We start from the raw sequence: 20,949 nt of genomic DNA, 5'->3' as shown, positions 1-20,949 counted from the left end.
ATCATGCGGACTTTTTTCTGTCCTTGGCGCTCCGGCAACACGCTATATCCTGGCCTTACAAGCGGAATTCATTGCCCAGATACACTTCTCTCACCAACTTGTTGGCAAGAATCGTTTCAGCATCACCTTCGGCAATAAGTTGACCGTCGTTAACGATATAAGCGGTTTCGCAGATGTCGAGGGTTTCGCGCACGTTGTGATCGGTGATCAGTACGCCAATGCCCTTGGCTTTGAGGTGGTAGATGATTTGCTTGATGTCGCCGACCGAGATCGGGTCAACCCCGGCAAAGGGTTCGTCGAGCAGGATGAACTTGGGGGCGGTGGCCAGTGCCCGGGCAATTTCTACTCGGCGACGCTCGCCGCCCGACAGGCTCATGCCCAGGTTGTCGCGGATGTGGTTGATATGGAACTCTTGCAGCAAGCTTTCCAGCTCTTTGCGTCGACCTGCCTTGTCGAGTTCCTTGCGGGTCTCGAGGATCGCCATGATGTTGTCGGCTACCGACAGCTTGCGAAAAATCGAGGCTTCCTGCGGCAAGTAACCAATACCGGCGCGTGCGCGACCGTGCATCGGCTCATGGCTGACGTCCAGGTCATCGATCAGGACGCGGCCCTGATCGGCATGTACCAGGCCGACAATCATATAGAAGCACGTGGTTTTGCCCGCGCCGTTAGGGCCGAGCAAACCCACGATTTGCCCGCTGTCGATCGACAGGCTGACATCACGTACTACCTGACGGCTCTTGTAGCTTTTGGCCAGATGCTGGGCTTTCAGAGTTGCCATTACTGGGCCTTCTTCTTGGGCTGGATCACCATGTCAATGCGTGGGCGAGGTGCTGTGACCTGGCTGCCATTGGCGCGACCGGCGCTGGCGACTTGTTTCACCGTGTCGTAGATGATTTTTTCACCTTCGGTGGTGTTGCCGTCGTTGATGACTTTAGCCTTGTCGATCAGCACGATGCGGTTTTGCGGCGCATGGTATTGAATGGTAACGGCATAAGCCTGAACCGGCTTGGGGTCCGTGGCTTTCTGCAGTTGCTCGAAGTAAGCCAGGTTGCCGACGGAAGTAACCACGTCGATCTCGCCCGCGCTATTGCGAGTAATGGTGACGGTGTTACCAGTGATTTTCATCGAACCCTGGGTGATGATTACATCGCCCTTGTAGGTGGCAACGCCTTGCTTGTCATCCAGTTGGGCTTCGTTGGCCTGGATGCGGATAGGTTGCTCGTTGTCGTTCGGCAGAGCCCAGGCGCTCACGCTTCCCAGTGCTGCGCTCAAGCTGAGCAATAAAGGGAGGGTTTTAACGAGACTCATACTGTCCTCTTACGTTGGACAGCAGGTCCATCCTGCCGTCTTTCAAATATGCTTTCATGCCCTTGCCGGTCGTTACGCCGCCAGCACCGTCGATTCTAACGTCTCGCTCGGTCTGCGCATATTGCTTCTGCGGGAATACAGTCATGCGGGTACTGGTAATAACGGTGCTGCGGTTCTTTTCGTCGGTGCGGGCAACACGCACCGAGTCGATCAGCTCGACCTGCGTACCGTCCGGGTTGACTTCGCCACGCTCGCTCTGCACGTGCCATGGGTATGCCGTGCCGCGATACATTTGCATGTCGGGGCGGGTCAGTTGAGTGACTTCCGACGCTTTAAGATGTTCAAGCTTGTCGGAGGTCATCTCGTATTGCAGCTTGCCGTCTGGCAAGTACTGAAGGCTGCGTGCATTGACGGCGTAATAGTCGATAGCCTGTTCATCAACAGCCACGGTAGGGGTGTCGAGAAAGCGTTCCGGTCTGATATTCCAGTAGCCAACTGCCGCAAACAGCGAAGCAATGACCGCGAATAGCAGAATGTGGCGAATCTTTTTGCTCAGCATATAAAGCTCTATAGGTAGGCGGCGTGGGCTGCGTCCAGGCTGCCCTGGGCACGCAGAATCAGCTCGCAGAATTCGCGGGCGGCACCTTCGCCACCACGTGCCTGAGTAACACCATGGGCGTGTTCGCGAACAAAGCCAGCGGCATTGGCCACCGCCATGCCCAGGCCGACACGACGGATGACCGGCAAGTCAGGCAGATCATCGCCCAGATAGGCGACCTGTTCATAGCTTAGGTTGAGTTGGCCAAGAAGCTCGTCCAACACGACCAATTTGTCTTCTCGACCCTGATACAGGTGTGGAATACCCAGGTTTTGCGCGCGGCGCTCGACCACCGGGGTTTTGCGGCCGCTGATGATCGCGGTCTGGACTCCTGCAGCCATCAGCATCTTGATGCCCTGGCCGTCGAGGGTGTTGAAGGTCTTGAACTCGCTGCCGTCTTCGAGGAAGTACAGGCGGCCGTCGGTCAAAACGCCGTCAACGTCGAAAATGGCCAGCTTGATGTTTTTACCGCGCTTGAGAAGTTCCTGGGTCATTACATTACTCCTGCGCGTAGCAGATCGTGCATGTTCAAGGCACCAACCGGGCGGTCTTCCTTGTCGACAACAACCAGCGCGCTGATTTTGTGGTCTTCCATAATTTTCAGGGCTTCGGCCGCCAGGATGTCAGCGCGGGCGGTTTTACCGTGTGGGGTCATGACCGCATCGATGGTTGCATTGCGGATATCGATCTCACGGTCCAGGGTGCGACGCAAGTCGCCGTCAGTAAAGATTCCGGCCAAGCGGCCGTCTTCTTCAACGACCACGGTCATGCCCAGGCCCTTGCGGGTCATTTCCATCAGCGCTTCCTTGAGCAGCGTGCTGCGCTGTACCTGCGGCAGCTCGTCGCCAGAGTGCATGACGTTTTCGACTTTCAGCAACAAGCGACGGCCCAGGGCGCCACCAGGGTGGGAAAAGGCAAAGTCTTCTGCTGTGAAGCCGCGGGCTTCAAGCAGTGCAATGGCCAGTGCATCGCCCAGAACCAGGGTTGCCGTGGTGGAGGAGGTCGGTGCCAGATTCAGCGGGCAAGCCTCTTGGGCTACGCGTGCGTCAAGGCTGACGTCGGCGGCCTTGGCCAGTGGCGACTCTAGATTGCCGGTCATGCTGATCAGTTTGATGCCAAGGCGTTTGATCAGGGGCAGCAAGGTGACAATTTCGGCGGTTGAGCCGGAGTTGGACAGTGCGAGGATGATGTCATCGCGGGTGATCATGCCCATGTCGCCGTGGCTGGCTTCTGCCGGGTGAACGAAAAAAGCCGTGGTGCCGGTGCTGGCCAGGGTGGCGGCAATCTTGTTGCCTATGTGCCCTGACTTGCCCATGCCGACCACGACTACCCGGCCTTTACTAGCCAAAATCATCTCGCAAGCGCGTACGAAATCTGCGTCGATATGTGCCAGTAAACCTTCTACGGCTTCCAGTTCGAGGCGGATAGTGCGTTGGGCAGATTGAATCAGGTCGCTGGATTGGCTCATGGTTGAAGTCGGGTAGCCTGAGAAAAGGCAACGATTATAGCGGTTATGTGCGCATCCCTCACGCTTGATCGCAGTGCTTTGTTGTCTCTTTAGGCAAAGACTTCGCGTGATTTAAGAAAAACCCTCTTTATTTCACTGTATTGAGGCTTAACCGGCACTCCTTCGGCCTTGGGCGGTCACTATGAGCGGTGGTATAGTTCGCCGCCAGTTCGGCCCGCCAGGGAACGCGTGCTTCTTGATAAGAAGTTTGGTGTCCGGGTGAGAGGCAGACGCTGTATCGCAAGGAGTTTAGATGAGCGCCGATAACGCCTACGCGGTCGAGCTGAAGGGAGTGTCCTTCAAGCGCGGCACGCGCAGCATCTTCAATAATGTCGATATTCGTATTCCGCGTGGCAAGGTCACGGGAATCATGGGCCCGTCGGGCTGCGGCAAAACCACACTATTGCGCCTGATGGGCATGCAACTGCGTCCCAGTAGCGGCGAAGTGTGGGTCAATGATCAAAACCTGCCGACCCTGTCGCGCAGTGATTTGTTTGATGCCCGCAAGCATATGGGCGTGCTGTTTCAGAGCGGTGCGCTGTTTACCGATCTGGACGTGTTCGAGAACGTTGCCTTCCCGCTGCGGGTGCATACCGAGCTGCCGGAAGAAATGATTCGCGACATTGTGTTGCTGAAATTGCAGGCAGTGGGCTTGCGCGGGGCTATCGATCTGATGCCCGACGAATTGTCTGGCGGCATGAAGCGCCGGGTGGCTTTGGCGCGGGCGATTGCCCTGGATCCGCAAATCCTGATGTATGACGAGCCCTTCGTGGGCCAGGATCCCATTGCAATGGGGGTGCTGGTACGGCTGATTCGCCTGCTCAACGATGCGTTGGGTATCACCAGTATTGTGGTTTCTCATGACCTAGCTGAAACCGCGAGTATTTCTGACTATCTGTATGTAGTCGGCGATGGTCAGGTGCTGGGGCAGGGCACGCCGGAAGAGCTGATGAATGCCGATAATCCGCGTATTCGCCAGTTCATGACCGGCGATCCGGATGGCCCGGTTCCGTTTCACTTTCCGGCCTCGGACTACCGAACCGATCTTCTGGGGAAGCGCTGATGCGCAAACATTCATTAATGGACCGTGTCGGATTGTTCGGTCGTGCCGGGATAGACATTGTCTCGGTGCTGGGGCGTTCGACGATTTTCCTGTTTCATGCACTGCTGGGGCGTGGCGGTATCGGTGGCGGGTTTGGGCTTTTGCTCAAGCAACTGCACTCTGTAGGCGTCATGTCCTTGGTCATTATTGTGGTGTCCGGCATATTCATCGGCATGGTGTTGGCGCTGCAAGGCTTCAGCATTCTGTCCAGCTATGGTTCCGAGCAGGCTGTCGGGCAAATGGTTGCCTTGACCCTGTTGCGTGAGCTGGGGCCGGTTGTAACTGCCTTGCTGTTTGCCGGGCGAGCGGGGTCTGCATTGACCGCTGAAATCGGCAACATGAAATCGACCGAGCAACTGTCCAGCCTGGAAATGATTGGGGTTGACCCACTCAAGTACATCATTGCGCCACGGTTGTGGGCCGGGTTTATTTCCCTGCCTGTGCTGGCGATGATTTTCAGTGTGGTCGGGATCTGGGGCGGCTCGTGGGTTGCAGTAGATTGGCTGGGCGTCTATGACGGCTCCTACTGGGCCAATATGCAAAACAGCGTAACCTTCAGTGGTGACGTACTTAACGGGATCATCAAAAGCATCGTTTTTGCCTTTGTAGTGACCTGGATTGCCGTGTTTCAAGGTTATGACTGCGAGCCCACTTCAGAGGGGATCAGCCGTGCCACTACCAAGACCGTGGTGTATGCCTCATTGGCAGTCCTCGGCCTGGACTTTATTTTGACTGCCTTGATGTTTGGAGATTTCTGATGCAAAACCGCACCATGGAAATCGGTGTCGGCCTGTTCCTGCTGGCTGGCATCCTGGCTTTGCTGTTGCTCGCCCTGCGGGTCAGTGGACTGTCCCCGACCGCCAGCACCGACACGTACAAGCTGTATGCCAATTTTGACAACATTGCCGGTCTTACCGTGCGCGCCAAAGTCACCATGGCGGGCGTGACCATCGGCAAGGTTACGGCGATCGATCTGGACCGTGACAACTACATGGCTCGTGTCACCTTGCAACTCGAAAAAGCTGTGGATAATCTGCCGACCGATTCGACTGCGTCTATTCTCACAGCGGGTCTGCTGGGTGAGAAATATATCGGTCTCAGCGTGGGTGGTGAAGACACCCTGCTCAAAGACGGTGGCACTATTCACGACACTCAGTCGTCGTTGGTTCTGGAAGACCTGATCGGTAAATTCCTGCTTAATACCGTTAGCAAAGACGCCAAATAAGGAGCTTTTAGATGATCTCTCTCTTGCGCCGTGGCCTGCTGGTAGTTCTGGCTGCAGCCCTTCCTCTGATGGCAAATGCTGCGCCGGGGCAATCTGCCCACGATATCGTTTCAGACACAACAACCCGGTTGCTGGCCGACCTGTCTGCCAACAAAGAGCAGTACAAGCAAAGCCCGTCCAAGTTTTACGATGCCTTGAACGAAATCGTTGGCCCAGCAGTGGATGTTGACGGTATTTCCAAAAGCATCATGACCGTGAAGTACTCGCGCAACGCTACACCTGCGCAGATGCAACGTTTTCAAGAGAACTTCAAGCGCAGCCTGATGCAGTTCTATGGCAACGCCTTGCTTGAATTCAACAACAAGGGCATCACCGTTTCGCCTGCCAAGGATGAAAGCGGGGATCGCACCAGTGTCGATATGACCGTGAAAGGTGATAGCGGCGCCATTTACCCGCTCTCCTATACCCTTAACAAGGTGAACGGCGAGTGGAAAGTGCGCAACGTGATTATCAATGGCATCAACATCGGCAAGCTGTTCCGTGATCAGTTCGCTGATGCCATGCAGCGCAACGGCAATAACCTGGATCAGACCATCGATAACTGGGCTGGTGAAGTTGCCAAGGCCAAGGAAACTACCGATGCAGCTGCTCCCAAGGCAGCTGGCAAATGAGTGAGGCGGGTGTAACCCTGGCCGGCGAGAGCGAGCTGCGTCTTAGTGGCGTGCTCGATTATCAGACCGGCCCTCGTTTGCGCAAAGAAGGCCAGGCCCTGATCAAAAAAGCCCTGGCCAAAGCCCTGGTGGTGGATTGCTCGGCAGTCACCAAATCCAGCAGCGTCGGATTGTCACTGTTGCTGTGTTACATCCGTGATGCGCAAGCCCTGAACAAGCCATTGAGCATTCGTGCCATGCCCGAAGACATGCGCGAAATCGCCCAGGTCTCGGGCCTGACCGAGCTGCTGGCACATCATTAATTGCCACCTATAGAAAAGCCCCCCGTCAGAGTCCTGTTATACGGGGTTCGCAGGCGCGGGGCTTTTTTGTATGATGGCCGACCCGCGCGCGTTAGGCGCCGAATGAGGTTGAGCATGCAGGCCGTAGAAGTGAAGAGCTTTCTTGAGGGAAAGCTGCCTGGAACCCAGGTAGAAGTTGAGGGCGAAGGCTGCAACTTTCAGCTGAACGTGATCAGTGACGAACTGGTGGCCCTGAGCCCGGTCAAACGTCAACAAAGCATCTATGCCCATTTAAACCCGTGGATCGCTGATGGCAGCATCCATGCGGTCACTATGAAATTCTTCAGCAGCGCGGCCTGGGCCGAGCGCACCTGAGCCCCCTGAGCCCATTGGCGTCGAGATTGTTATGGATAAATTGATTATTACCGGCGGTGCCCGTCTTGATGGCGAAATCCGCATTTCCGGGGCGAAGAACTCCGCCCTGCCGATTCTGGCGGCGACCTTGCTGTGCAATGGCCCGGTAACCGTAGCCAACCTGCCGCATCTGCATGACATCACCACCATGATCGAACTGTTCGGTCGCATGGGCATTGAGCCGGTGATCGATGAAAAGCTCAGCGTCGAAATCAACCCGAACACCATCAAAACCTTGGTTGCACCGTACGAACTGGTGAAAACCATGCGTGCGTCGATTTTGGTTCTGGGACCGATGGTTGCCCGCTTTGGTTACGCTGAAGTGGCGTTGCCAGGCGGTTGCGCCATTGGTTCGCGCCCGGTTGACCTGCACATCCGTGGCCTTGAAGCCATGGGCGCAGTGATTGACGTTGAAGGCGGCTACATCAAGGCCAAAGCGCCAGAAGGCGGCTTGCGCGGTGCCAACTTCTTCTTCGATACCGTCAGTGTGACCGGTACCGAAAACATCATGATGGCCGCAGCACTGGCCAATGGCCGCAGCGTATTGCAGAACTCTGCACGCGAGCCTGAAGTCGTCGACCTGGCCAACTTCCTGAACGCCATGGGCGCCAAGGTTAGCGGTGCGGGCACTGACACCATCACCATTGATGGCGTAAAAGAGTTGCACACTGCGACCTATCGCGTGATGCCGGACCGTATCGAAACCGGTACCTACCTGGTAGCCGCAGCCGTGACCGGTGGCCGTGTGAAGGTCAAGGACACTGATCCGACCATCCTCGAAGCGGTTCTTGAAAAGCTCAAGGAAGCGGGCGCAGAAATCACCACCGGTGAAGACTGGATCGAGCTGAACATGCACGGCAAGCGCCCTAAAGCGGTGAACGTGCGTACCGCTCCGTACCCGGCGTTCCCGACCGACATGCAGGCGCAGTTCATCTCCCTCAACGCCATTGCCGAAGGCACGGGTGCTGTGATCGAGACCATCTTCGAAAACCGCTTTATGCACGTGTATGAACTGCACCGCATGGGCGCCAAGATCCAGGTTGAAGGCAACACTGCCATCGTTACCGGCACTGAAACCCTCAAGGGCGCGCCAGTAATGGCCACCGACCTGCGTGCTTCGGCCAGCCTGGTGATTTCGGCTCTGGTAGCTGAAGGCGACACCCTGATCGATCGCATTTACCACATAGACCGTGGCTATGAGTGCATCGAAGAAAAACTGCAGATGCTGGGCGCCAAAATCCGCCGCGTTCCGGGCTAGTTTTTGCTGTTTGGCTTCATGGGCACAGGGATAGTGTCCAGCCGCCAGGTGACGTAATGGCTTGCAAGCGTTACTTTACCTGGCCTCGAATCGTTCAAGTCGAGCCTGATATCAGGCTCGATGCTTGTCCGGCGCCGATTGCGTTCGGGCAAAAGTACCCTGATAAGGACTTACGTTTCCCATGTTGACCATTGCACTGTCCAAGGGCCGTATCCTTGACGACACCCTGCCGCTTCTGGCTGAAGCGGGCATTGTGCCGACCGAGAATCCGGACAAAAGCCGCAAGCTGATCATCCCGACTTCCCAGCCAGACGTCCGGCTGCTGATCGTCCGTGCCACCGACGTGCCAACTTACGTTGAACATGGTGCCGCCGACCTCGGTGTGGCCGGTAAAGACGTGCTGATGGAATACGGCGGCCAGGGCCTGTATGAGCCGCTGGACCTGCAGATTGCCCAGTGCAAACTGATGACTGCCGGTGCCATCGGTGCCCCCGAGCCTAAAGGCCGCCTGCGCGTTGCGACCAAGTTCGTCAATGTCGCCAAGCGTTACTACGCCGAGCAGGGCCGTCAGGTCGACATCATCAAGCTGTACGGCTCGATGGAGCTGGCGCCGCTGATTGGTCTCGCGGACAAGATCATCGACGTGGTCGATACCGGCAACACCTTGCGTGCCAATGGCCTGGAACCTCAGGAATTCATTGCCGCCATCAGCTCCCGTCTGGTGGTTAACAAGGCTTCGATGAAAATGCAGCACGCCCGTATTCAAGCCCTGATCGATACCCTGCGCAAAGCAGTGGAATCGCGACACCGCGGCTGACTCATCTGCGCGACCTTGAGTCGCGCCCATCTATCCGTGTAATAGCCAGAAATCTCAGGTACCCACGCGGATGGCTTGGTAGTCTTGTGGTGCCTGAGCTGTGCAAAACCAATATCCCAAGCATTCGCCCAATACCGAGGCCCTCGCTATGACCGCTCCCACTGCAATTCGTCGACTCAACGCTGCTGACCCGGATTTCGCGCAGCATCTGGATCATTTGCTGAGCTGGGAAAGTGTGTCTGACGACTCGGTCAACCAGCGCGTGCTCGATATCATCAAAGCTGTGCGCGAGCGTGGCGACGCTGCGCTGGTTGAATTTACCCAGCGCTTTGACGGGCTGAGCGTTAACTCGATGGCGGATTTGATCCTGCCGCGCGAGCGTCTGGAGCTGGCTCTGACACGCATTACCACGCCACAGCGTGAAGCGCTGGAAAAAGCCGCACAGCGTGTACGCAGCTACCACGAAAAACAGAAACAGGATTCCTGGAGCTACACCGAGGCCGACGGCACGGTACTGGGCCAAAAGGTCACGCCACTGGACCGTGCCGGTCTGTACGTGCCGGGCGGCAAAGCCTCGTACCCGTCGTCGGTATTGATGAACGCCATTCCGGCCAAGGTCGCAGGCGTCACCGAAGTGGTGATGGTGGTGCCGACCCCGCGGGGTGAAATCAATGAACTGGTACTGGCTGCCGCCTGCATTGCGGGTGTTGATCGGGTGTTCACCATTGGCGGCGCACAAGCTGTCGCTGCGCTGGCTTATGGCACCGAGAGCGTTCCGAAAGTCGACAAGGTGGTCGGGCCGGGCAACATCTATGTCGCGACTGCTAAACGCCACGTATTTGGTCAGGTCGGCATCGACATGATCGCCGGTCCTTCGGAAATTCTCGTGGTCTGCGATGGCCTGACCGATCCGGACTGGATTGCCATGGACCTGTTCTCCCAGGCCGAACACGACGAAGACGCGCAAGCGATTCTGGTCAGCCCGGACGCTGAATTCCTCGACAAGGTTGCGGCCAGCATCGCCAAGCTGCTGCCAACCATGGAACGGGCCGAAATCATCGAAACCTCGATCAATGGTCGTGGCGCGCTGATTCTGGTCAAGGACATGCAGCAGGCGATTGATGTTGCCAACCGTATTGCTCCGGAGCACCTGGAGTTGTCGGTGGCTGACCCGCAAGCATGGCTGCCGCAGATCCGCCACGCGGGTGCGATCTTTATGGGCCGCCATACCTCTGAGGCCTTGGGCGATTACTGCGCGGGTCCAAACCACGTATTGCCGACTTCCGGCACGGCGCGTTTTTCGTCGCCGCTGGGGGTGTACGACTTCCAGAAGCGCTCCTCGATCATTTTTTGCTCCGAGCAGGGTGCTTCCGACCTGGGCAAGACCGCTTCGATTCTCGCTCGCGGCGAATCGTTGACCGGTCACGCCCGTAGTGCCGAATACCGCATCATCGCCGACGAACAGGGGCAATAAGCATGAGCAAATTCTGGAGTCCATTCGTTAAAGAACTGGTGCCTTACGTACCGGGCGAACAGCCTAAGCTGACCAAACTGGTCAAGCTCAATACCAACGAAAACCCTTACGGGCCTTCGCCTAAAGCGCTGGCGGCGATGCAGGGCGAGATCAACGATAACCTGCGTTTGTACCCTGACCCGAACAGCGACCTGCTAAAGCAGGCTGTTGCCGAGTACTACGGGGTGCAGGCCAATCAGGTGTTTTTGGGCAACGGCTCGGACGAAGTGCTGGCCCATGCGTTCAACGGTTTGTTCCAGCACGACAAGCCGCTGTTGTTCCCGGATATCAGCTACAGCTTCTATCCGGTTTACTGCGGTTTGTACGGTATCGAATTCGATGCTGTGCCGCTGGATAAGCAGTTCCAGATTCAGCCTGCGGACTACGCCAAGCCTAATGGCGGGATCATCTTCCCGAACCCTAACGCTCCGACCGGCTGCCTGCTGGCGCTGGACGCCATTGAGCAGATCCTCAAGGCCAGCCCCGACTCAGTGGTGGTGGTCGATGAGGCGTACATCGACTTTGGCGGCGAGACGGCCATTAGTCTGGTGGATCGCTACCCGAACCTGCTGGTGACCCAGACCCTCTCCAAGTCGCGTTCCCTGGCCGGGTTGCGGGTCGGTTTGGCGGTGGGCCATCCGGATCTGATCGAGGCGCTGGAGCGGATCAAGAACAGCTTCAACTCCTACCCGCTGGATCGTATCGCCATTGCAGGCGCGGCGGCGGCGTTTGAAGACCGTGAGTACTTCGAGCAGACCTGTCAGTTGGTGATCGACAGTCGCGAGCAAGTGGTCGGGCAGTTGCAGGCGCTGGGTTTTGAAGTGCTGCCATCAGCGGCGAACTTCATCTTCGCCCGTCACCCGGAGCACGATGCGGCGGCGCTGGCGGCCAAACTGCGCGAGCAGGGCGTGATCGTGCGTCACTTCAAGCAACTGCGCATTGCCCAGTTCTTGCGCATTAGCATCGGCACGCCGGAGCAGAATGCGGCGTTGATCGAAGGGTTGTCGGATATCTAATACACAATGACTACTGTGGGAGCGAGCAGGCTCGCTCCCACAGTGTTGGGGTGTGTTGTTTATCAGTCATTCTGCGGCGGCTGTTCTTGCGGCGGGCGCAGGCCCACTTCGGCAGTGAGCTTCAGCTCTTTGCCGTTACGCATGACCTGAATCGTGATCTTGTCCGAAGGCTTGATCCGCGCCACCTGATTCATCGAGCGACGGCCATCGTTGGCGGGCTCGCCATCAATGCTCAGAATCACATCCCCCAGTTGCAGACCGGCTTTTTGCGCCGGGCCATCACGGAAAATCCCCGCGACAACAATCCCCGGACGCCCACTGAGACCAAACGATTCGGCCAGTTCCTGAGTGAGCGGTTGAACCTCAATCCCCAGCCAGCCACGAATTACCTGGCCGTGCTCGATAATTGATTTCATGACCTCCATCGCCAGATTGATCGGGATCGCAAAGCCGATGCCCTGGGAGCCACCGGACTTGGAGAAGATCGCGGTGTTGATCCCGGTCAGGTTGCCGTTGGCATCCACCAGCGCACCGCCCGAGTTGCCTGGGTTGATCGCGGCATCGGTCTGGATAAAGTCTTCGTAGTTATTCAGCCCCAACTGGTTGCGACCGGTGGCACTGATGATACCCATGGTGGTGGTCTGACCCACCCCGAACGGGTTGCCGATTGCCAGGGCAATATCGCCGATGCGCAGGGTGTCCGAGCGGCCGATGGTGATGGATGGCAGGTTTTTCAGGTTGATCTTGAGCACCGCCAAATCGGTTTCAGGATCGCTGCCGATAACCCGGGCCAAGGTTTCGCGCCCGTCCTTGAGCGCCACCACAATCTGGTCGGCCCCGGCGACCACGTGGTTATTGGTCAGCAAGTAACCTTCGGGGCTCATGATCACCCCCGAACCCAGGCTGGATTCCATGCGCTTTTGTTTGGGCGCGTTGTTGCCGAAAAAGTGGCGGAACTGCGGGTCCTCGAACAATGGCTTGGCGTTCTTGTTCACCACTTTGGTGGTGTACAGGTTGGCTACGGCGGGAGCCGCGCGTACCACCGCATCGGCATAGGTCACAGGGCCTTGCTGCACATAGCTGGCTTGCGGGGCTTGCTGCAGATTAACGTCCAGGCTCGGCAGTCCAACCCATTGCGGGTAACGCTGAATAATCAGCAAAGCGATAAGCACGCCAGCCAGCAGTGGCCAGCCAAAGAAACGCAAAGCCTTAAACATTGAACTCAGTCCTGAAGGTTGCAGAGCCATCTTGACGGCCCATAATGGCGCCATTATACGAGGGCCGCCCGGCTCTGAACGCTATATTTAGGAGTCTTTTATGGCTGTCGCCCTGAGCACGCTGGTAGAAGAAGCAAATCGTTACCTCAACTGTGCCTCCATCAGTGATTACTGCCCCAATGGTTTACAGGTCGAAGGCCGCCCGCAAGTGATGCGGATCGTCAGCGGCGTGACCGCCAGTCAGGCATTGCTGGATGCTGCCGTCGAGGCCCAGGCCGATCTGGTGCTGGTGCATCACGGTTATTTTTGGAAGGGCGAAGACCCATGCGTCACCGGGATGAAGCAGCGCCGCCTGAAAACCTTGCTCAAGCACGATATCAGCCTGTTGGCGTACCACTTGCCGCTGGATCTGCATCCTGAGGTGGGCAATAACGTGCAATTGGCGCGGCAACTGGACATTACCGTTGAAGGTCCGCTGGATCCGGGCAATTCGAAAGTAGTGGGGCTGGTGGGGTCCTTGGCTGAGCCGGTGACCGCCCGTGACTTTGCGCGCCGCGTTCAAGAGGCGTTGGGGCGTCAGCCGCTGCTGATTGAAGGCAGTGAAATGATCCGCCGCGTGGGTTGGTGTACCGGAGGCGGGCAGGGCTACATCGATCAGGCAGTACTGGCCGGAGTGGACCTGTACCTGAGCGGCGAAGCGTCCGAGCAAACCTTCCACAGTGCCCGCGAAAACGACATCAGTTTCATTGCCGCAGGGCATCACGCCACCGAGCGTTATGGCGTGCAGGCCCTGGGTGATTACCTGGCGCGACGCTTTGCCCTGGAACACCTGTTTATTGATTGCCCGAATCCGATCTGATTCCAAGCAACGATGACTAACCGTGGGAGCGAGCCTGCTCGCGAAGAGGCCATTATCAGCATCTCTTTCGCGAGCAGGCTCGCTCCCACAGGCAATTACAGCCCAAACTCGGCGATCTATTCTTAGACCGTTTCGATCTAGTAGACGCGATCAATAGAAGAGGGTGCTGTGCTAGCATTCGACCCTCGAACACGGCCCGCAGGCCGTTCATAAGATAGCTTTCGTGAGTAGCCATGGTCGACAAACTGACGCACCTGAAACAGCTGGAGGCGGAAAGCATCCACATCATCCGCGAGGTGGCCGCCGAGTTCGATAACCCGGTGATGCTGTACTCGATCGGTAAAGATTCCGCCGTGATGCTGCACCTTGCACGCAAGGCGTTTTTCCCTGGCAAGCTGCCGTTTCCGGTGATGCATGTCGACACCCAGTGGAAATTCCAGGAGATGTACAGCTTTCGCGACAAGATGGTCGCCGAGCTGGGCCTGGACTTGATCACTCACGTCAACCCGGACGGCGTGGCGCAAGGGATTAACCCCTTCACCCACGGCAGTGCCAAGCACACCGATATCATGAAAACCGAGGGTCTCAAGCAGGCTCTGGACAAATACGGCTTCGACGCCGCCTTTGGTGGTGCACGTCGCGACGAAGAAAAATCCCGTGCCAAAGAGCGCGTGTATTCCTTCCGCGACAGCAAGCATCGCTGGGATCCGAAAAACCAGCGCCCCGAGTTGTGGAATGTCTACAACGGCAACGTCAACAAGGGCGAATCGATCCGCGTATTCCCGCTGTCGAACTGGACCGAACTCGATATCTGGCAGTACATCTACCTCGAAGGCATCCCGATTGTGCCGTTGTACTTCGCCGCCGAGCGCGATGTCATCGAAAAGAACGGCACGCTGATCATGATCGACGACGAGCGCATCCTTGAGCACCTGTCTGACGAAGACAAGGCGCGCATCGTCAAGAAAAAGGTCCGCTTCCGTACCCTGGGTTGCTACCCGCTGACTGGCGCGGTGGAGTCTGAGGCTGAAACCTTGACTGACATCATCCAGGAAATGCTCCTGACGCGAACTTCCGAGCGCCAGGGCCGAGTCATCGATCACGATGGCGCAGGCTCAATGGAAGATAAAAAACGTCAGGGTTATTTCTAAGGGGTTGTTATGTCGCACGTATCTGATTTGATCAGCGAGGACATCCTCGCCTACCTGGGCCAGCACGAACGCAAAGAGATGTTGCGTTTTCTGACCTGCGGCAACGTCGACGACGGCAAGAGCACCCTGATCGGGCGCCTGCTGCACGACTCCAAGATGATCTATGAAGACCATCTGGAAGCCATTACCCGCGACTCGAAAAAAAGCGGCACCACGGGCGACGATATCGACCTGGCGCTGCTGGTAGACGGTCTGCAAGCCGAGCGCGAACAGGGCATCACCATCGACGTGGCGTACCGCTATTTCTCAACCGCCAAACGCAAATTCATCATTGCCGACACCCCAGGCCATGAGCAGTACACCCGCAACATGGCCACCGGTGCGTCGACCTGTGACCTGGCGATCATTCTGGTAGATGCCCGTTACGGCGTGCAGACCCAGACCCGTCGCCACAGCTTTATTGCCTCGTTGCTGGGCATCAAACATATCGTTGTGGCCATCAACAAGATGGACCTCAAGGGTTTTGATGAAGGTGTGTTCGAGTCGATCAAGGCCGACTACCTGAAGTTTGCCGAAGGTTTGAAGCTCAAGCCGACCAGCCTGCACTTTGTGCCGATGTCTGCCCTTAAAGGCGACAACGTGGTGAACCGATCCGAGCGTTCGCCGTGGTACACCGGTCAGTCGCTGATGGAAATCCTCGAAACCGTAGAAATTGCCGCGGACCGTAACCTCACCGACTTGCGCTTCCCGGTGCAATACGTGAACCGTCCCAACCTGAACTTCCGCGGTTTTGCCGGTACGCTGGCCAGCGGCATTGTGCACAAGGGCGATGAAATCGTTGTGTTGCCGTCGGGCAAGAGCAGCCGGGTCAAATCCATCGTCACCTTTGAAGGTGAGCTGGAGCACGCCGGTCCTGGCCAGGCGGTAACGCTGACCATGGAAGACGAGATCGATATCTCCCGTGGCGACCTGTTGGTGCATGCCGACAACGTGCCGCTGGTTACCGATAACTTCGAAGCCATGCTGGTGTGGATGGCTGAAGAGCCGATGCTGCCGGGCAAGAAGTACGACATCAAGCGCGCTACCAGTTACGTGCCTGGTTCGATTGCCAGTATCGTCAACAAAGTTGACGTAAACACCCTGGAAGAAGGTCCGGCCAGCGCCTTGCAGTTGAACGAGATCGGCAAGGTCAAGATCAGCCTCGATGCGCCGATTGCGCTGGATGGTTATGACAGCAACCGCACCACCGGTTCGTTCATTATCATCGACCGTCTGACCAATGGCACCGTCGGTGCAGGCATGATCGTTGCTCAGCCGCTGAGTCATGGCAGTGCAACCCATCACGGCAAACTGGCGCACGTAGCGGTTGAAGAGCGCGTCCAGCGTTTTGGCCAGCAGCCAGCGACTGTGTTGTTCAGCGGCTTGTCCGGTGCCGGCAAAAGCACCTTGGCCTATGCGGTTGAGCGCAAGCTGTTCGACATGGGTCGTGCGGTGTTCGTACTGGATGGCCAGAACCTGCGCCATGACCTGAACAAGGGGCTGCCACAGGATCGTGCCGGGCGTACTGAAAACTGGCGTCGTGCTGCGCATGTGGCGCGTCAGTTCAACGAAGCGGGCCTGCTGACATTGGCTGCGTTTGTTGCCCCGGATGCCGAAGGCCGTGAACAGGCCAAGGCGCTGATTGGCAGTGACCGTTTGCTTACCGTGTATGTCCAGGCATCCCCGGCCGTGTGCGCCGAGCGTGACCCGCAAGGGCTGTATGCGGCAGGTGGCGACAACATCCCGGGTGAGTCCTTCCCGTATGACGTGCCGTTGAATGCCGACCTGGTGGTCGACACGCAATCGCTGCCACTGGAAGACAGCGTCAAGCTGGTGCTGGATCTGTTGCGTCAACGCGGCGCGATTTAAGCCGCACTAAAAAAGCCCGCCACCGAGTGATCGGTGGCGGGCTTTTTTATTGGGTGCGGCAATCAAATAATTGTAGCCGCTGCCGAGGTACCAAGGCTGCGATCGACGGCGAAGCCGTCGTGAATAATGTCCCCGGTGTTTCAACATATCAGGGACTCAGGTTGTACGGGCTCTGCGATCCCGATCGCAGCCATCGTACCTCGGCAGCGGCTACAGGGTTGTGAATCAGGTTTTGGGATACTCCCGATGCAGCTCGCCCAGCAACCGGTCCTTGTCCTCCCAAAGCCGGTTGATCCAGCCCTGAAACGCCAGCCGGTACTCGGGGTCCTGATCGTAGTTTTTACCGAGAAACTCAGCCGGGATTTTCAGCTCTTCAAACACCACGACCACCTCTTTCACATTGCCGCACAGCAAGTCCCAGTACCCCGGACGTCCGCCCGGGTAGTGAATCGTCACGTTGACGATCGACTGCAGCTGTTCGCCCATTGCATCGAGTACAAAGGCGATGCCACCGGCCTTGGGCTTGAGCAAGTAGCGAAACGGCGAGTTCTGCTGTGCGTGTTTGGCCTCGGTAAAGCGCGTGCCTTCAACGAAGTTGAAGATCCCCACCGACTGGTCTTTGAACTTGGCGCAGGTTTTACGTGTGGTCGCCAGATCGGCGCCTTTCTTCTCCGGGTGTTTGGCCAGGTAGGCCTTGGAGTAACGTTTCATGAACGGAAAGCCCAATGCCCACCAGGCCAGGCCAATCACGGGCACCCAGATCAGCTCCTGCTTGAGGAAGAACTTCAGCGGGCGGATACGTTTGTTGAGCACGTATTGCAGCACCATGATGTCGACCCAGCTCTGGTGGTTGCTGGTCACCAGATACGAATGCTCGTAGTCCAGCCCCTCGAGCCCCTTGATATGCCAGCGGGTCTTGCGCAGTAAATCCATCCAGCGATTGTTGTTGCCGACCCAGGTTTCGTGGATACGGCGCATCAATTCGTCGGTCACCCGCTGCGCTGCCGGGAAGGGCAAGCACAGCTTGAAAATCGCGACGATAAACAGCGGCGTGCAACACACGATGGTGTTGAACGCCAGCAGCAGTGAAGCGATGACGCCGCGTAACGGCGCAGGCAGAAAGTCCAGCATTTACACATCCATAGGTCGGTTGGCGGCTTGAATCGCCGTAAGGGCGATGGTGTAGACGATGTCGTCCACTTGCGCGCCGCGTGGCAGATCGTTCACCGGTTTGCGCAGCCCTTGCAGCATCGGCCCAAGGCTGACGCAATCGGCGCTGCGCTGTACGGCTTTGTGTGTCGTGTTGCCGGTGTTGAGGTCGGGGAACACGAATACCGTGGCACGGCCCGCCACCTGGCTATTAGGGGCCAGTTGTTTGGCTACCACCTCGTTGGCGGCCGCGTCGTATTGCAGCGGGCCGTCAATCAGCAATGCGTGCTGGGCTTCGTGGGCCAATAGAGTGGCTTCGCGAACCTTTTCGACCTCTTCGCCACTGGCCGAATCACCGCTGGAATAGCTGATCATCGCCACTCGCGGAGTGATGCCGAAGGCGGCGGCAGAATCGGCGCTTTGCAGGGCGATTTCAGCCAGTTCGGTTGCGGTGGGGTGCGGGTTCATCACGCAGTCGCCGTATACCAGCACCTGCTCGGGGAACAACATAAAGAACACCGACGATACCAGGGTGCAGCCCGGCGCCGTCTTGATCAACTGCAGGGCAGGGCGAATGGTGTTGGCGGTGGAGTGGATTACCCCGGAGACCAACCCGTCCACTTCATCCAGCGCCAGCATCATGGTGCCAATCACCACCGGGTCTTCCAGTTGTTGCTCGGCCATCGGTGCGTTGATGCTTTTGGTCTTGCGCAGGGCCACCATTGGCTCGACGTAACGGGCCCGAATCAGGTCCGGGTCGATAATTTCGAGGCCCTCAGGCAGCTCGAAACCGTGGGCCTTGGCCACCGCCTGGACTTCTTCGGGCTTGGCCAGCAAGACACAGCGGGCGATGCCGCGAGCATGACAAATAGCTGCCGCCTGCACGGTCAGGGGCTCGCTGCCTTCTGGCAGAACGATGCGCTTGTTGGCTTTTTGGGCGCGCTGGATCAGTTGATAGCGAAATACCGCAGGGGTCAGGCGCATTTCCCGTGGCGTGCCGCAGCGTTGGTGCAGCCACTGGGCATCGAGATGGCTGGCGACAAAGTCGGTGATGATTTCCGCACGTTCGCGGTCATCGATCGGGATTTCCTTGTTCAGGCCATTGAGGCGGTTGGCGGTGTCGTACGACCCCGTACTCACCGACAGCACCGGCAGCCCGGCCTGTAGCGCTCCCCGACACAGTTCCATCAACCGCGGATCGGGTTGGGTGTCACTGGTCAGCAGCAAGCCCGCCAGCGGCACGCCGTTCATCGCGGCCAGACTCACGGCCAGAATGATGTCGTCGCGATCGCCCGGGGTCACCACCAGTACGCCTGGCTTGAGCAGTTGCAGGGTATTGAGCACGGTGCGGGCACACAGGATGATTTTCGACATGCGCCGGGTTTCATAGTCCCCGGCATTCAGCACCTGAGCCCCCAGCAACTCGGCCACATCGCGGGTGCGCGGGGCGTTGAGTTCAGGTTGGAACGGAATGCAGCCCAGCAGCTTGAAATCACCACTGCGCAGCAGCGGCGAATGCTCCTTGAGGCGTGCCGAGAAGACTTCCATGCTTTCGTCGGTGCGCACCTTGTTGAGGATCACGCCGAGCACCTTGGGGTCTTTGGGGCCGCCAAACAGCTGTGCCTGCAACTCAACCCGGCCGGAGAGTTCGGTCAGCACTTCGTTTTCCGGGGCGGAGACCAGGATCACTTCGGCATCCAGGCTTTTCGCCAGGTGCAAATTGACCCGTGCCGCGTAGCTGGCGGTGCGGGTGGGCACCATGCCTTCGACGATCAGTACGTCCTTGCCGACGGCGGCCTGCTGGTAAAGGTTGATGATCTCTTCGAGCAGCTCATCCAGCTGGCCGTCGCCGAGCATGCGCTCGACATGCGCCAGGCCCAGTGGGGTAGGCGGCTTGAGGCCGTGGGTGCGGGCGACCAGCTCGGTCGAGCGCTCTGGGCCAAGATCGCCTGGATGCGGTTGGGCAATGGGCTTGAAAAAACCGACTTTCAACCCGGCGCGCTCCAGAGTGCGAACCAGGCCCAGGCTAATGGATGTCAGACCCACACCAAAATCGGTGGGGGCGATAAAGAAAGTTTGCATGCGAGCTTCCTGACGTGGCAGTGCAAGGGCAACACCCTTTAAACGGGGTTTGTGCCTGAATCAATTGCCAAGATTAGCGCTATCCGCCTCCTGAGCACACCAACCGCAGTCAAAGGGCTGGCCTATTTTTTTCTGGCGCTGCAATGGATCAAGCACCCAGGGCCTGGATTGCCAGGGGGGTTGGTGACGCTGGTGCTGGGTGTGGCCGCAGGAGAGCACGACAACCCAGTGCTCCTCTTGATCCAGACGCCAGCCAATGATTGTTGAAGTTTTCAAAATTATCCGTTGGTCTTGGTTGTGTTCGCTTTCGAGTGATTGCTTGGTTAAACTTGCGCTTCTTTATTATTTTGCAAAAGGTCTCGCCCCATGACGATCGCCACCAACAAGGCAGTCTCCATCGAATATACCCTGACCAACGACGCTGGTGAGGTCATCGACAGCTCTGCCGGCGGCGCACCGCTGGTTTACCTGCAAGGCGCAGGTAACATCATCCCAGGTCTGGAAAAGGCTCTTGATGGCAAGGCCGTTGGTGAAGAACTGACTGTTACCGTTGAACCTGAAGACGCTTACGGCGAGTACTCCGCCGAGCTGGTCAGCACTTTGAGCGCCAGCATGTTCGAAGGCGTTGACCAACTGGAAGTGGGCATGCAGTTCCACGCTTCCGCTCCAGACGGCCAAATGCAGATCGTGACTATCCGTGACCTGGACGGCGACGACGTGACTGTTGATGGCAACCACCCATTGGCCGGTCAGCGCCTGACCTTCCAGGTTAAGGTTGTTGCTGTACGTGACGCGAGCGAAGAAGAAGTTGCTCACGGCCACGTACACGGTGAAGGCGGTCATCAGCACTGATAAGTGCTGCTAAGCTCA

The 20,949-nt window shown here is 57.7% G+C and carries 22 protein-coding genes and 1 pseudogene; 14 read left to right on the top strand and 9 right to left on the bottom strand.

The features are described from left to right. Nucleotides 1-55: 55 nt before the first annotated feature. The 5 genes from lptB to N7D90_RS20035 are packed head-to-tail and all read right to left on the bottom strand — an operon-like array spanning nucleotide 56 to nucleotide 3,377. Nucleotides 56-781, bottom strand: a complete 726-nt coding sequence (lptB, locus tag N7D90_RS20055; protein WP_261739625.1) for an LPS export ABC transporter ATP-binding protein — start codon at nucleotides 779-781, stop codon at nucleotides 56-58. Then, nucleotides 781-1,311 carry a lipopolysaccharide transport periplasmic protein LptA gene (gene lptA / locus N7D90_RS20050; RefSeq protein WP_261739624.1) on the bottom strand — a complete coding sequence of 177 codons (531 nt, stop codon included), beginning with the start codon at nucleotides 1,309-1,311 and terminating at the stop codon, nucleotides 781-783. Before lptA ends, lptB begins: the two co-directional genes overlap by 1 nt. Further along, a complete protein-coding gene (lptC, locus tag N7D90_RS20045; protein WP_261739623.1) occupies nucleotides 1,298-1,870 on the bottom strand; it encodes an LPS export ABC transporter periplasmic protein LptC in 573 nt (190 codons plus the stop codon). The genes lptA and lptC overlap by 14 nt, the downstream gene beginning before the upstream one ends. 8 nt (nucleotides 1,871-1,878) lie before the next feature. Continuing rightward, entirely contained in the window at nucleotides 1,879-2,403 is a 525-nt protein-coding gene (locus N7D90_RS20040; protein ID WP_261739622.1) for a KdsC family phosphatase, read from the bottom strand. Then, nucleotides 2,403-3,377, bottom strand: a complete 975-nt coding sequence (locus tag N7D90_RS20035) for a KpsF/GutQ family sugar-phosphate isomerase (protein WP_261739621.1) — start codon at nucleotides 3,375-3,377, stop codon at nucleotides 2,403-2,405. Before N7D90_RS20035 ends, N7D90_RS20040 begins: the two co-directional genes overlap by 1 nt. A 292-nt stretch (nucleotides 3,378-3,669) precedes the next feature. Between N7D90_RS20035 and N7D90_RS20030 the strand changes: the two genes are divergently transcribed. The 10 genes from N7D90_RS20030 to hisC all read left to right on the top strand — a co-directional run bounded on the left by N7D90_RS20030 (nucleotide 3,670) and on the right by hisC (nucleotide 11,713). Continuing rightward, entirely contained in the window at nucleotides 3,670-4,479 is an 810-nt protein-coding gene (locus N7D90_RS20030) for an ATP-binding cassette domain-containing protein (protein WP_048360074.1), read from the top strand. Next, nucleotides 4,479-5,276, top strand: coding sequence for a lipid asymmetry maintenance ABC transporter permease subunit MlaE (gene mlaE / locus N7D90_RS20025; RefSeq protein ID WP_261739620.1), 798 nt, complete (start codon nucleotides 4,479-4,481; stop codon nucleotides 5,274-5,276). Before N7D90_RS20030 ends, mlaE begins: the two co-directional genes overlap by 1 nt. Further along, nucleotides 5,276-5,743 (top strand): outer membrane lipid asymmetry maintenance protein MlaD, encoded by a 468-nt coding sequence (gene mlaD / locus N7D90_RS20020; RefSeq protein ID WP_261739619.1) that lies wholly within the window; start codon nucleotides 5,276-5,278, stop codon nucleotides 5,741-5,743. Before mlaE ends, mlaD begins: the two co-directional genes overlap by 1 nt. Nucleotides 5,744-5,754: 11 nt before the next feature. Next, nucleotides 5,755-6,414, top strand: coding sequence for a phospholipid-binding protein MlaC (locus N7D90_RS20015; RefSeq protein ID WP_261739618.1), 660 nt, complete (start codon nucleotides 5,755-5,757; stop codon nucleotides 6,412-6,414). Next, nucleotides 6,411-6,716 carry a lipid asymmetry maintenance protein MlaB gene (locus tag N7D90_RS20010; RefSeq protein ID WP_261739617.1) on the top strand — a complete coding sequence of 102 codons (306 nt, stop codon included), beginning with the start codon at nucleotides 6,411-6,413 and terminating at the stop codon, nucleotides 6,714-6,716. Before N7D90_RS20015 ends, N7D90_RS20010 begins: the two co-directional genes overlap by 4 nt. A gap of 114 nt (nucleotides 6,717-6,830) precedes the next feature. After that, entirely contained in the window at nucleotides 6,831-7,070 is a 240-nt protein-coding gene (locus tag N7D90_RS20005; RefSeq protein WP_003439919.1) for a BolA family protein, read from the top strand. 31 nt (nucleotides 7,071-7,101) lie between these two features. Further along, nucleotides 7,102-8,367, top strand: coding sequence for a UDP-N-acetylglucosamine 1-carboxyvinyltransferase (gene murA, locus N7D90_RS20000; RefSeq protein WP_261739616.1), 1,266 nt, complete (start codon nucleotides 7,102-7,104; stop codon nucleotides 8,365-8,367). 181 nt (nucleotides 8,368-8,548) lie between these two features. Beyond that, a complete protein-coding gene (hisG, locus tag N7D90_RS19995; RefSeq protein WP_261739615.1) occupies nucleotides 8,549-9,184 on the top strand; it encodes an ATP phosphoribosyltransferase in 636 nt (211 codons plus the stop codon). Between the two features lie 148 nt (nucleotides 9,185-9,332). Further along, nucleotides 9,333-10,658 (top strand): histidinol dehydrogenase, encoded by a 1,326-nt coding sequence (gene hisD / locus N7D90_RS19990; protein ID WP_261739614.1) that lies wholly within the window; start codon nucleotides 9,333-9,335, stop codon nucleotides 10,656-10,658. A gap of 2 nt (nucleotides 10,659-10,660) precedes the next feature. Continuing rightward, nucleotides 10,661-11,713, top strand: a complete 1,053-nt coding sequence (gene hisC / locus N7D90_RS19985; protein WP_261739613.1) for a histidinol-phosphate transaminase — start codon at nucleotides 10,661-10,663, stop codon at nucleotides 11,711-11,713. 62 nt (nucleotides 11,714-11,775) lie between these two features. Here hisC and algW read toward each other — a convergent pair whose 3' ends face one another. Beyond that, nucleotides 11,776-12,930 carry a Do family serine endopeptidase AlgW gene (algW, locus tag N7D90_RS19980; RefSeq protein WP_261739612.1) on the bottom strand — a complete coding sequence of 385 codons (1,155 nt, stop codon included), beginning with the start codon at nucleotides 12,928-12,930 and terminating at the stop codon, nucleotides 11,776-11,778. Between the two features lie 100 nt (nucleotides 12,931-13,030). On the opposite strand from algW, the gene N7D90_RS19975 reads away from it, so the two are divergent. From N7D90_RS19975 to cysN, 3 genes are all read left to right on the top strand, one after another. Then, nucleotides 13,031-13,789, top strand: a complete 759-nt coding sequence (locus N7D90_RS19975) for a Nif3-like dinuclear metal center hexameric protein (protein ID WP_261739611.1) — start codon at nucleotides 13,031-13,033, stop codon at nucleotides 13,787-13,789. A 233-nt stretch (nucleotides 13,790-14,022) separates the two neighbouring features. Further along, the gene (gene cysD, locus N7D90_RS19970) at nucleotides 14,023-14,940 is read left to right on the top strand and encodes a sulfate adenylyltransferase subunit CysD (RefSeq protein ID WP_131655038.1); all 918 of its coding nucleotides are present in this window, start codon (nucleotides 14,023-14,025) and stop codon (nucleotides 14,938-14,940) included. Nucleotides 14,941-14,949: 9 nt separating this feature from the next. Beyond that, on the top strand, nucleotides 14,950-16,848 hold the full coding sequence (gene cysN, locus N7D90_RS19965; RefSeq protein WP_261739610.1) for a sulfate adenylyltransferase subunit CysN: 1,899 nt from the start codon (nucleotides 14,950-14,952) through the stop codon (nucleotides 16,846-16,848). A 225-nt stretch (nucleotides 16,849-17,073) separates the two neighbouring features. On the opposite strand, the gene N7D90_RS19960 is transcribed toward cysN, so the two are convergent. The 3 genes and pseudogenes from N7D90_RS19960 to N7D90_RS19950 form a co-directional block, all read right to left on the bottom strand. Next, nucleotides 17,074-17,979 carry an acyltransferase gene (locus tag N7D90_RS19960; RefSeq protein ID WP_261739609.1) on the bottom strand — a complete coding sequence of 302 codons (906 nt, stop codon included), beginning with the start codon at nucleotides 17,977-17,979 and terminating at the stop codon, nucleotides 17,074-17,076. Beyond that, the gene (pta, locus tag N7D90_RS19955) at nucleotides 17,980-20,079 is read right to left on the bottom strand and encodes a phosphate acetyltransferase (protein WP_261739608.1); all 2,100 of its coding nucleotides are present in this window, start codon (nucleotides 20,077-20,079) and stop codon (nucleotides 17,980-17,982) included. It lies immediately after the preceding gene. 60 nt (nucleotides 20,080-20,139) lie between these two features. Next, nucleotides 20,140-20,447, bottom strand: a pseudogene (locus N7D90_RS19950) (DUF3565 domain-containing protein). Between N7D90_RS19950 and N7D90_RS19945 the strand changes: the two are divergent. After that, nucleotides 20,446-20,931: a peptidylprolyl isomerase gene (locus N7D90_RS19945; protein ID WP_261739607.1), complete on the top strand. Its 486-nt coding sequence runs from the start codon at nucleotides 20,446-20,448 to the stop codon at nucleotides 20,929-20,931. The pseudogene N7D90_RS19950 and the gene N7D90_RS19945 sit on opposite strands and share 2 nt — an antisense overlap. The last annotated feature ends 18 nt before the right edge of the window (nucleotides 20,932-20,949 follow it).

This window comes from Pseudomonas fragi, from assembly GCF_025426255.1.
Classification (GTDB): domain Bacteria; phylum Pseudomonadota; class Gammaproteobacteria; order Pseudomonadales; family Pseudomonadaceae; genus Aquipseudomonas; species Aquipseudomonas kulmbachensis.
Note: the sequence above shows the minus strand (reverse complement) of the source record. Positions and strands in the feature narration are given on the sequence as shown.

Excerpts from the sequence above, each read along its gene's own strand:
- lptB (WP_261739625.1), bottom strand. The coding sequence starts at position 781 with ATGGCAACTCTGAAAGCCCAGCATCTGGCCAAAAGCTACAAGAGCCGT.
- lptA (WP_261739624.1), bottom strand. The coding sequence starts at position 1,311 with ATGAGTCTCGTTAAAACCCTCCCTTTATTGCTCAGCTTGAGCGCAGCA.
- lptC (WP_261739623.1), bottom strand. The coding sequence starts at position 1,870 with ATGCTGAGCAAAAAGATTCGCCACATTCTGCTATTCGCGGTCATTGCT.
- N7D90_RS20040 (WP_261739622.1), bottom strand. The coding sequence starts at position 2,403 with ATGACCCAGGAACTTCTCAAGCGCGGTAAAAACATCAAGCTGGCCATT.
- N7D90_RS20035 (WP_261739621.1), bottom strand. The coding sequence starts at position 3,377 with ATGAGCCAATCCAGCGACCTGATTCAATCTGCCCAACGCACTATCCGC.
- N7D90_RS20030 (WP_048360074.1), top strand. The coding sequence starts at position 3,670 with ATGAGCGCCGATAACGCCTACGCGGTCGAGCTGAAGGGAGTGTCCTTC.
- mlaE (WP_261739620.1), top strand. The coding sequence starts at position 4,479 with ATGCGCAAACATTCATTAATGGACCGTGTCGGATTGTTCGGTCGTGCC.
- mlaD (WP_261739619.1), top strand. The coding sequence starts at position 5,276 with ATGCAAAACCGCACCATGGAAATCGGTGTCGGCCTGTTCCTGCTGGCT.
- N7D90_RS20015 (WP_261739618.1), top strand. The coding sequence starts at position 5,755 with ATGATCTCTCTCTTGCGCCGTGGCCTGCTGGTAGTTCTGGCTGCAGCC.
- N7D90_RS20010 (WP_261739617.1), top strand. The coding sequence starts at position 6,411 with ATGAGTGAGGCGGGTGTAACCCTGGCCGGCGAGAGCGAGCTGCGTCTT.
- N7D90_RS20005 (WP_003439919.1), top strand. The coding sequence starts at position 6,831 with ATGCAGGCCGTAGAAGTGAAGAGCTTTCTTGAGGGAAAGCTGCCTGGA.
- murA (WP_261739616.1), top strand. The coding sequence starts at position 7,102 with ATGGATAAATTGATTATTACCGGCGGTGCCCGTCTTGATGGCGAAATC.
- hisG (WP_261739615.1), top strand. The coding sequence starts at position 8,549 with ATGTTGACCATTGCACTGTCCAAGGGCCGTATCCTTGACGACACCCTG.
- hisD (WP_261739614.1), top strand. The coding sequence starts at position 9,333 with ATGACCGCTCCCACTGCAATTCGTCGACTCAACGCTGCTGACCCGGAT.
- hisC (WP_261739613.1), top strand. The coding sequence starts at position 10,661 with ATGAGCAAATTCTGGAGTCCATTCGTTAAAGAACTGGTGCCTTACGTA.
- algW (WP_261739612.1), bottom strand. The coding sequence starts at position 12,930 with ATGTTTAAGGCTTTGCGTTTCTTTGGCTGGCCACTGCTGGCTGGCGTG.
- N7D90_RS19975 (WP_261739611.1), top strand. The coding sequence starts at position 13,031 with ATGGCTGTCGCCCTGAGCACGCTGGTAGAAGAAGCAAATCGTTACCTC.
- cysD (WP_131655038.1), top strand. The coding sequence starts at position 14,023 with ATGGTCGACAAACTGACGCACCTGAAACAGCTGGAGGCGGAAAGCATC.
- cysN (WP_261739610.1), top strand. The coding sequence starts at position 14,950 with ATGTCGCACGTATCTGATTTGATCAGCGAGGACATCCTCGCCTACCTG.
- N7D90_RS19960 (WP_261739609.1), bottom strand. The coding sequence starts at position 17,979 with ATGCTGGACTTTCTGCCTGCGCCGTTACGCGGCGTCATCGCTTCACTG.
- pta (WP_261739608.1), bottom strand. The coding sequence starts at position 20,079 with ATGCAAACTTTCTTTATCGCCCCCACCGATTTTGGTGTGGGTCTGACA.
- N7D90_RS19945 (WP_261739607.1), top strand. The coding sequence starts at position 20,446 with ATGACGATCGCCACCAACAAGGCAGTCTCCATCGAATATACCCTGACC.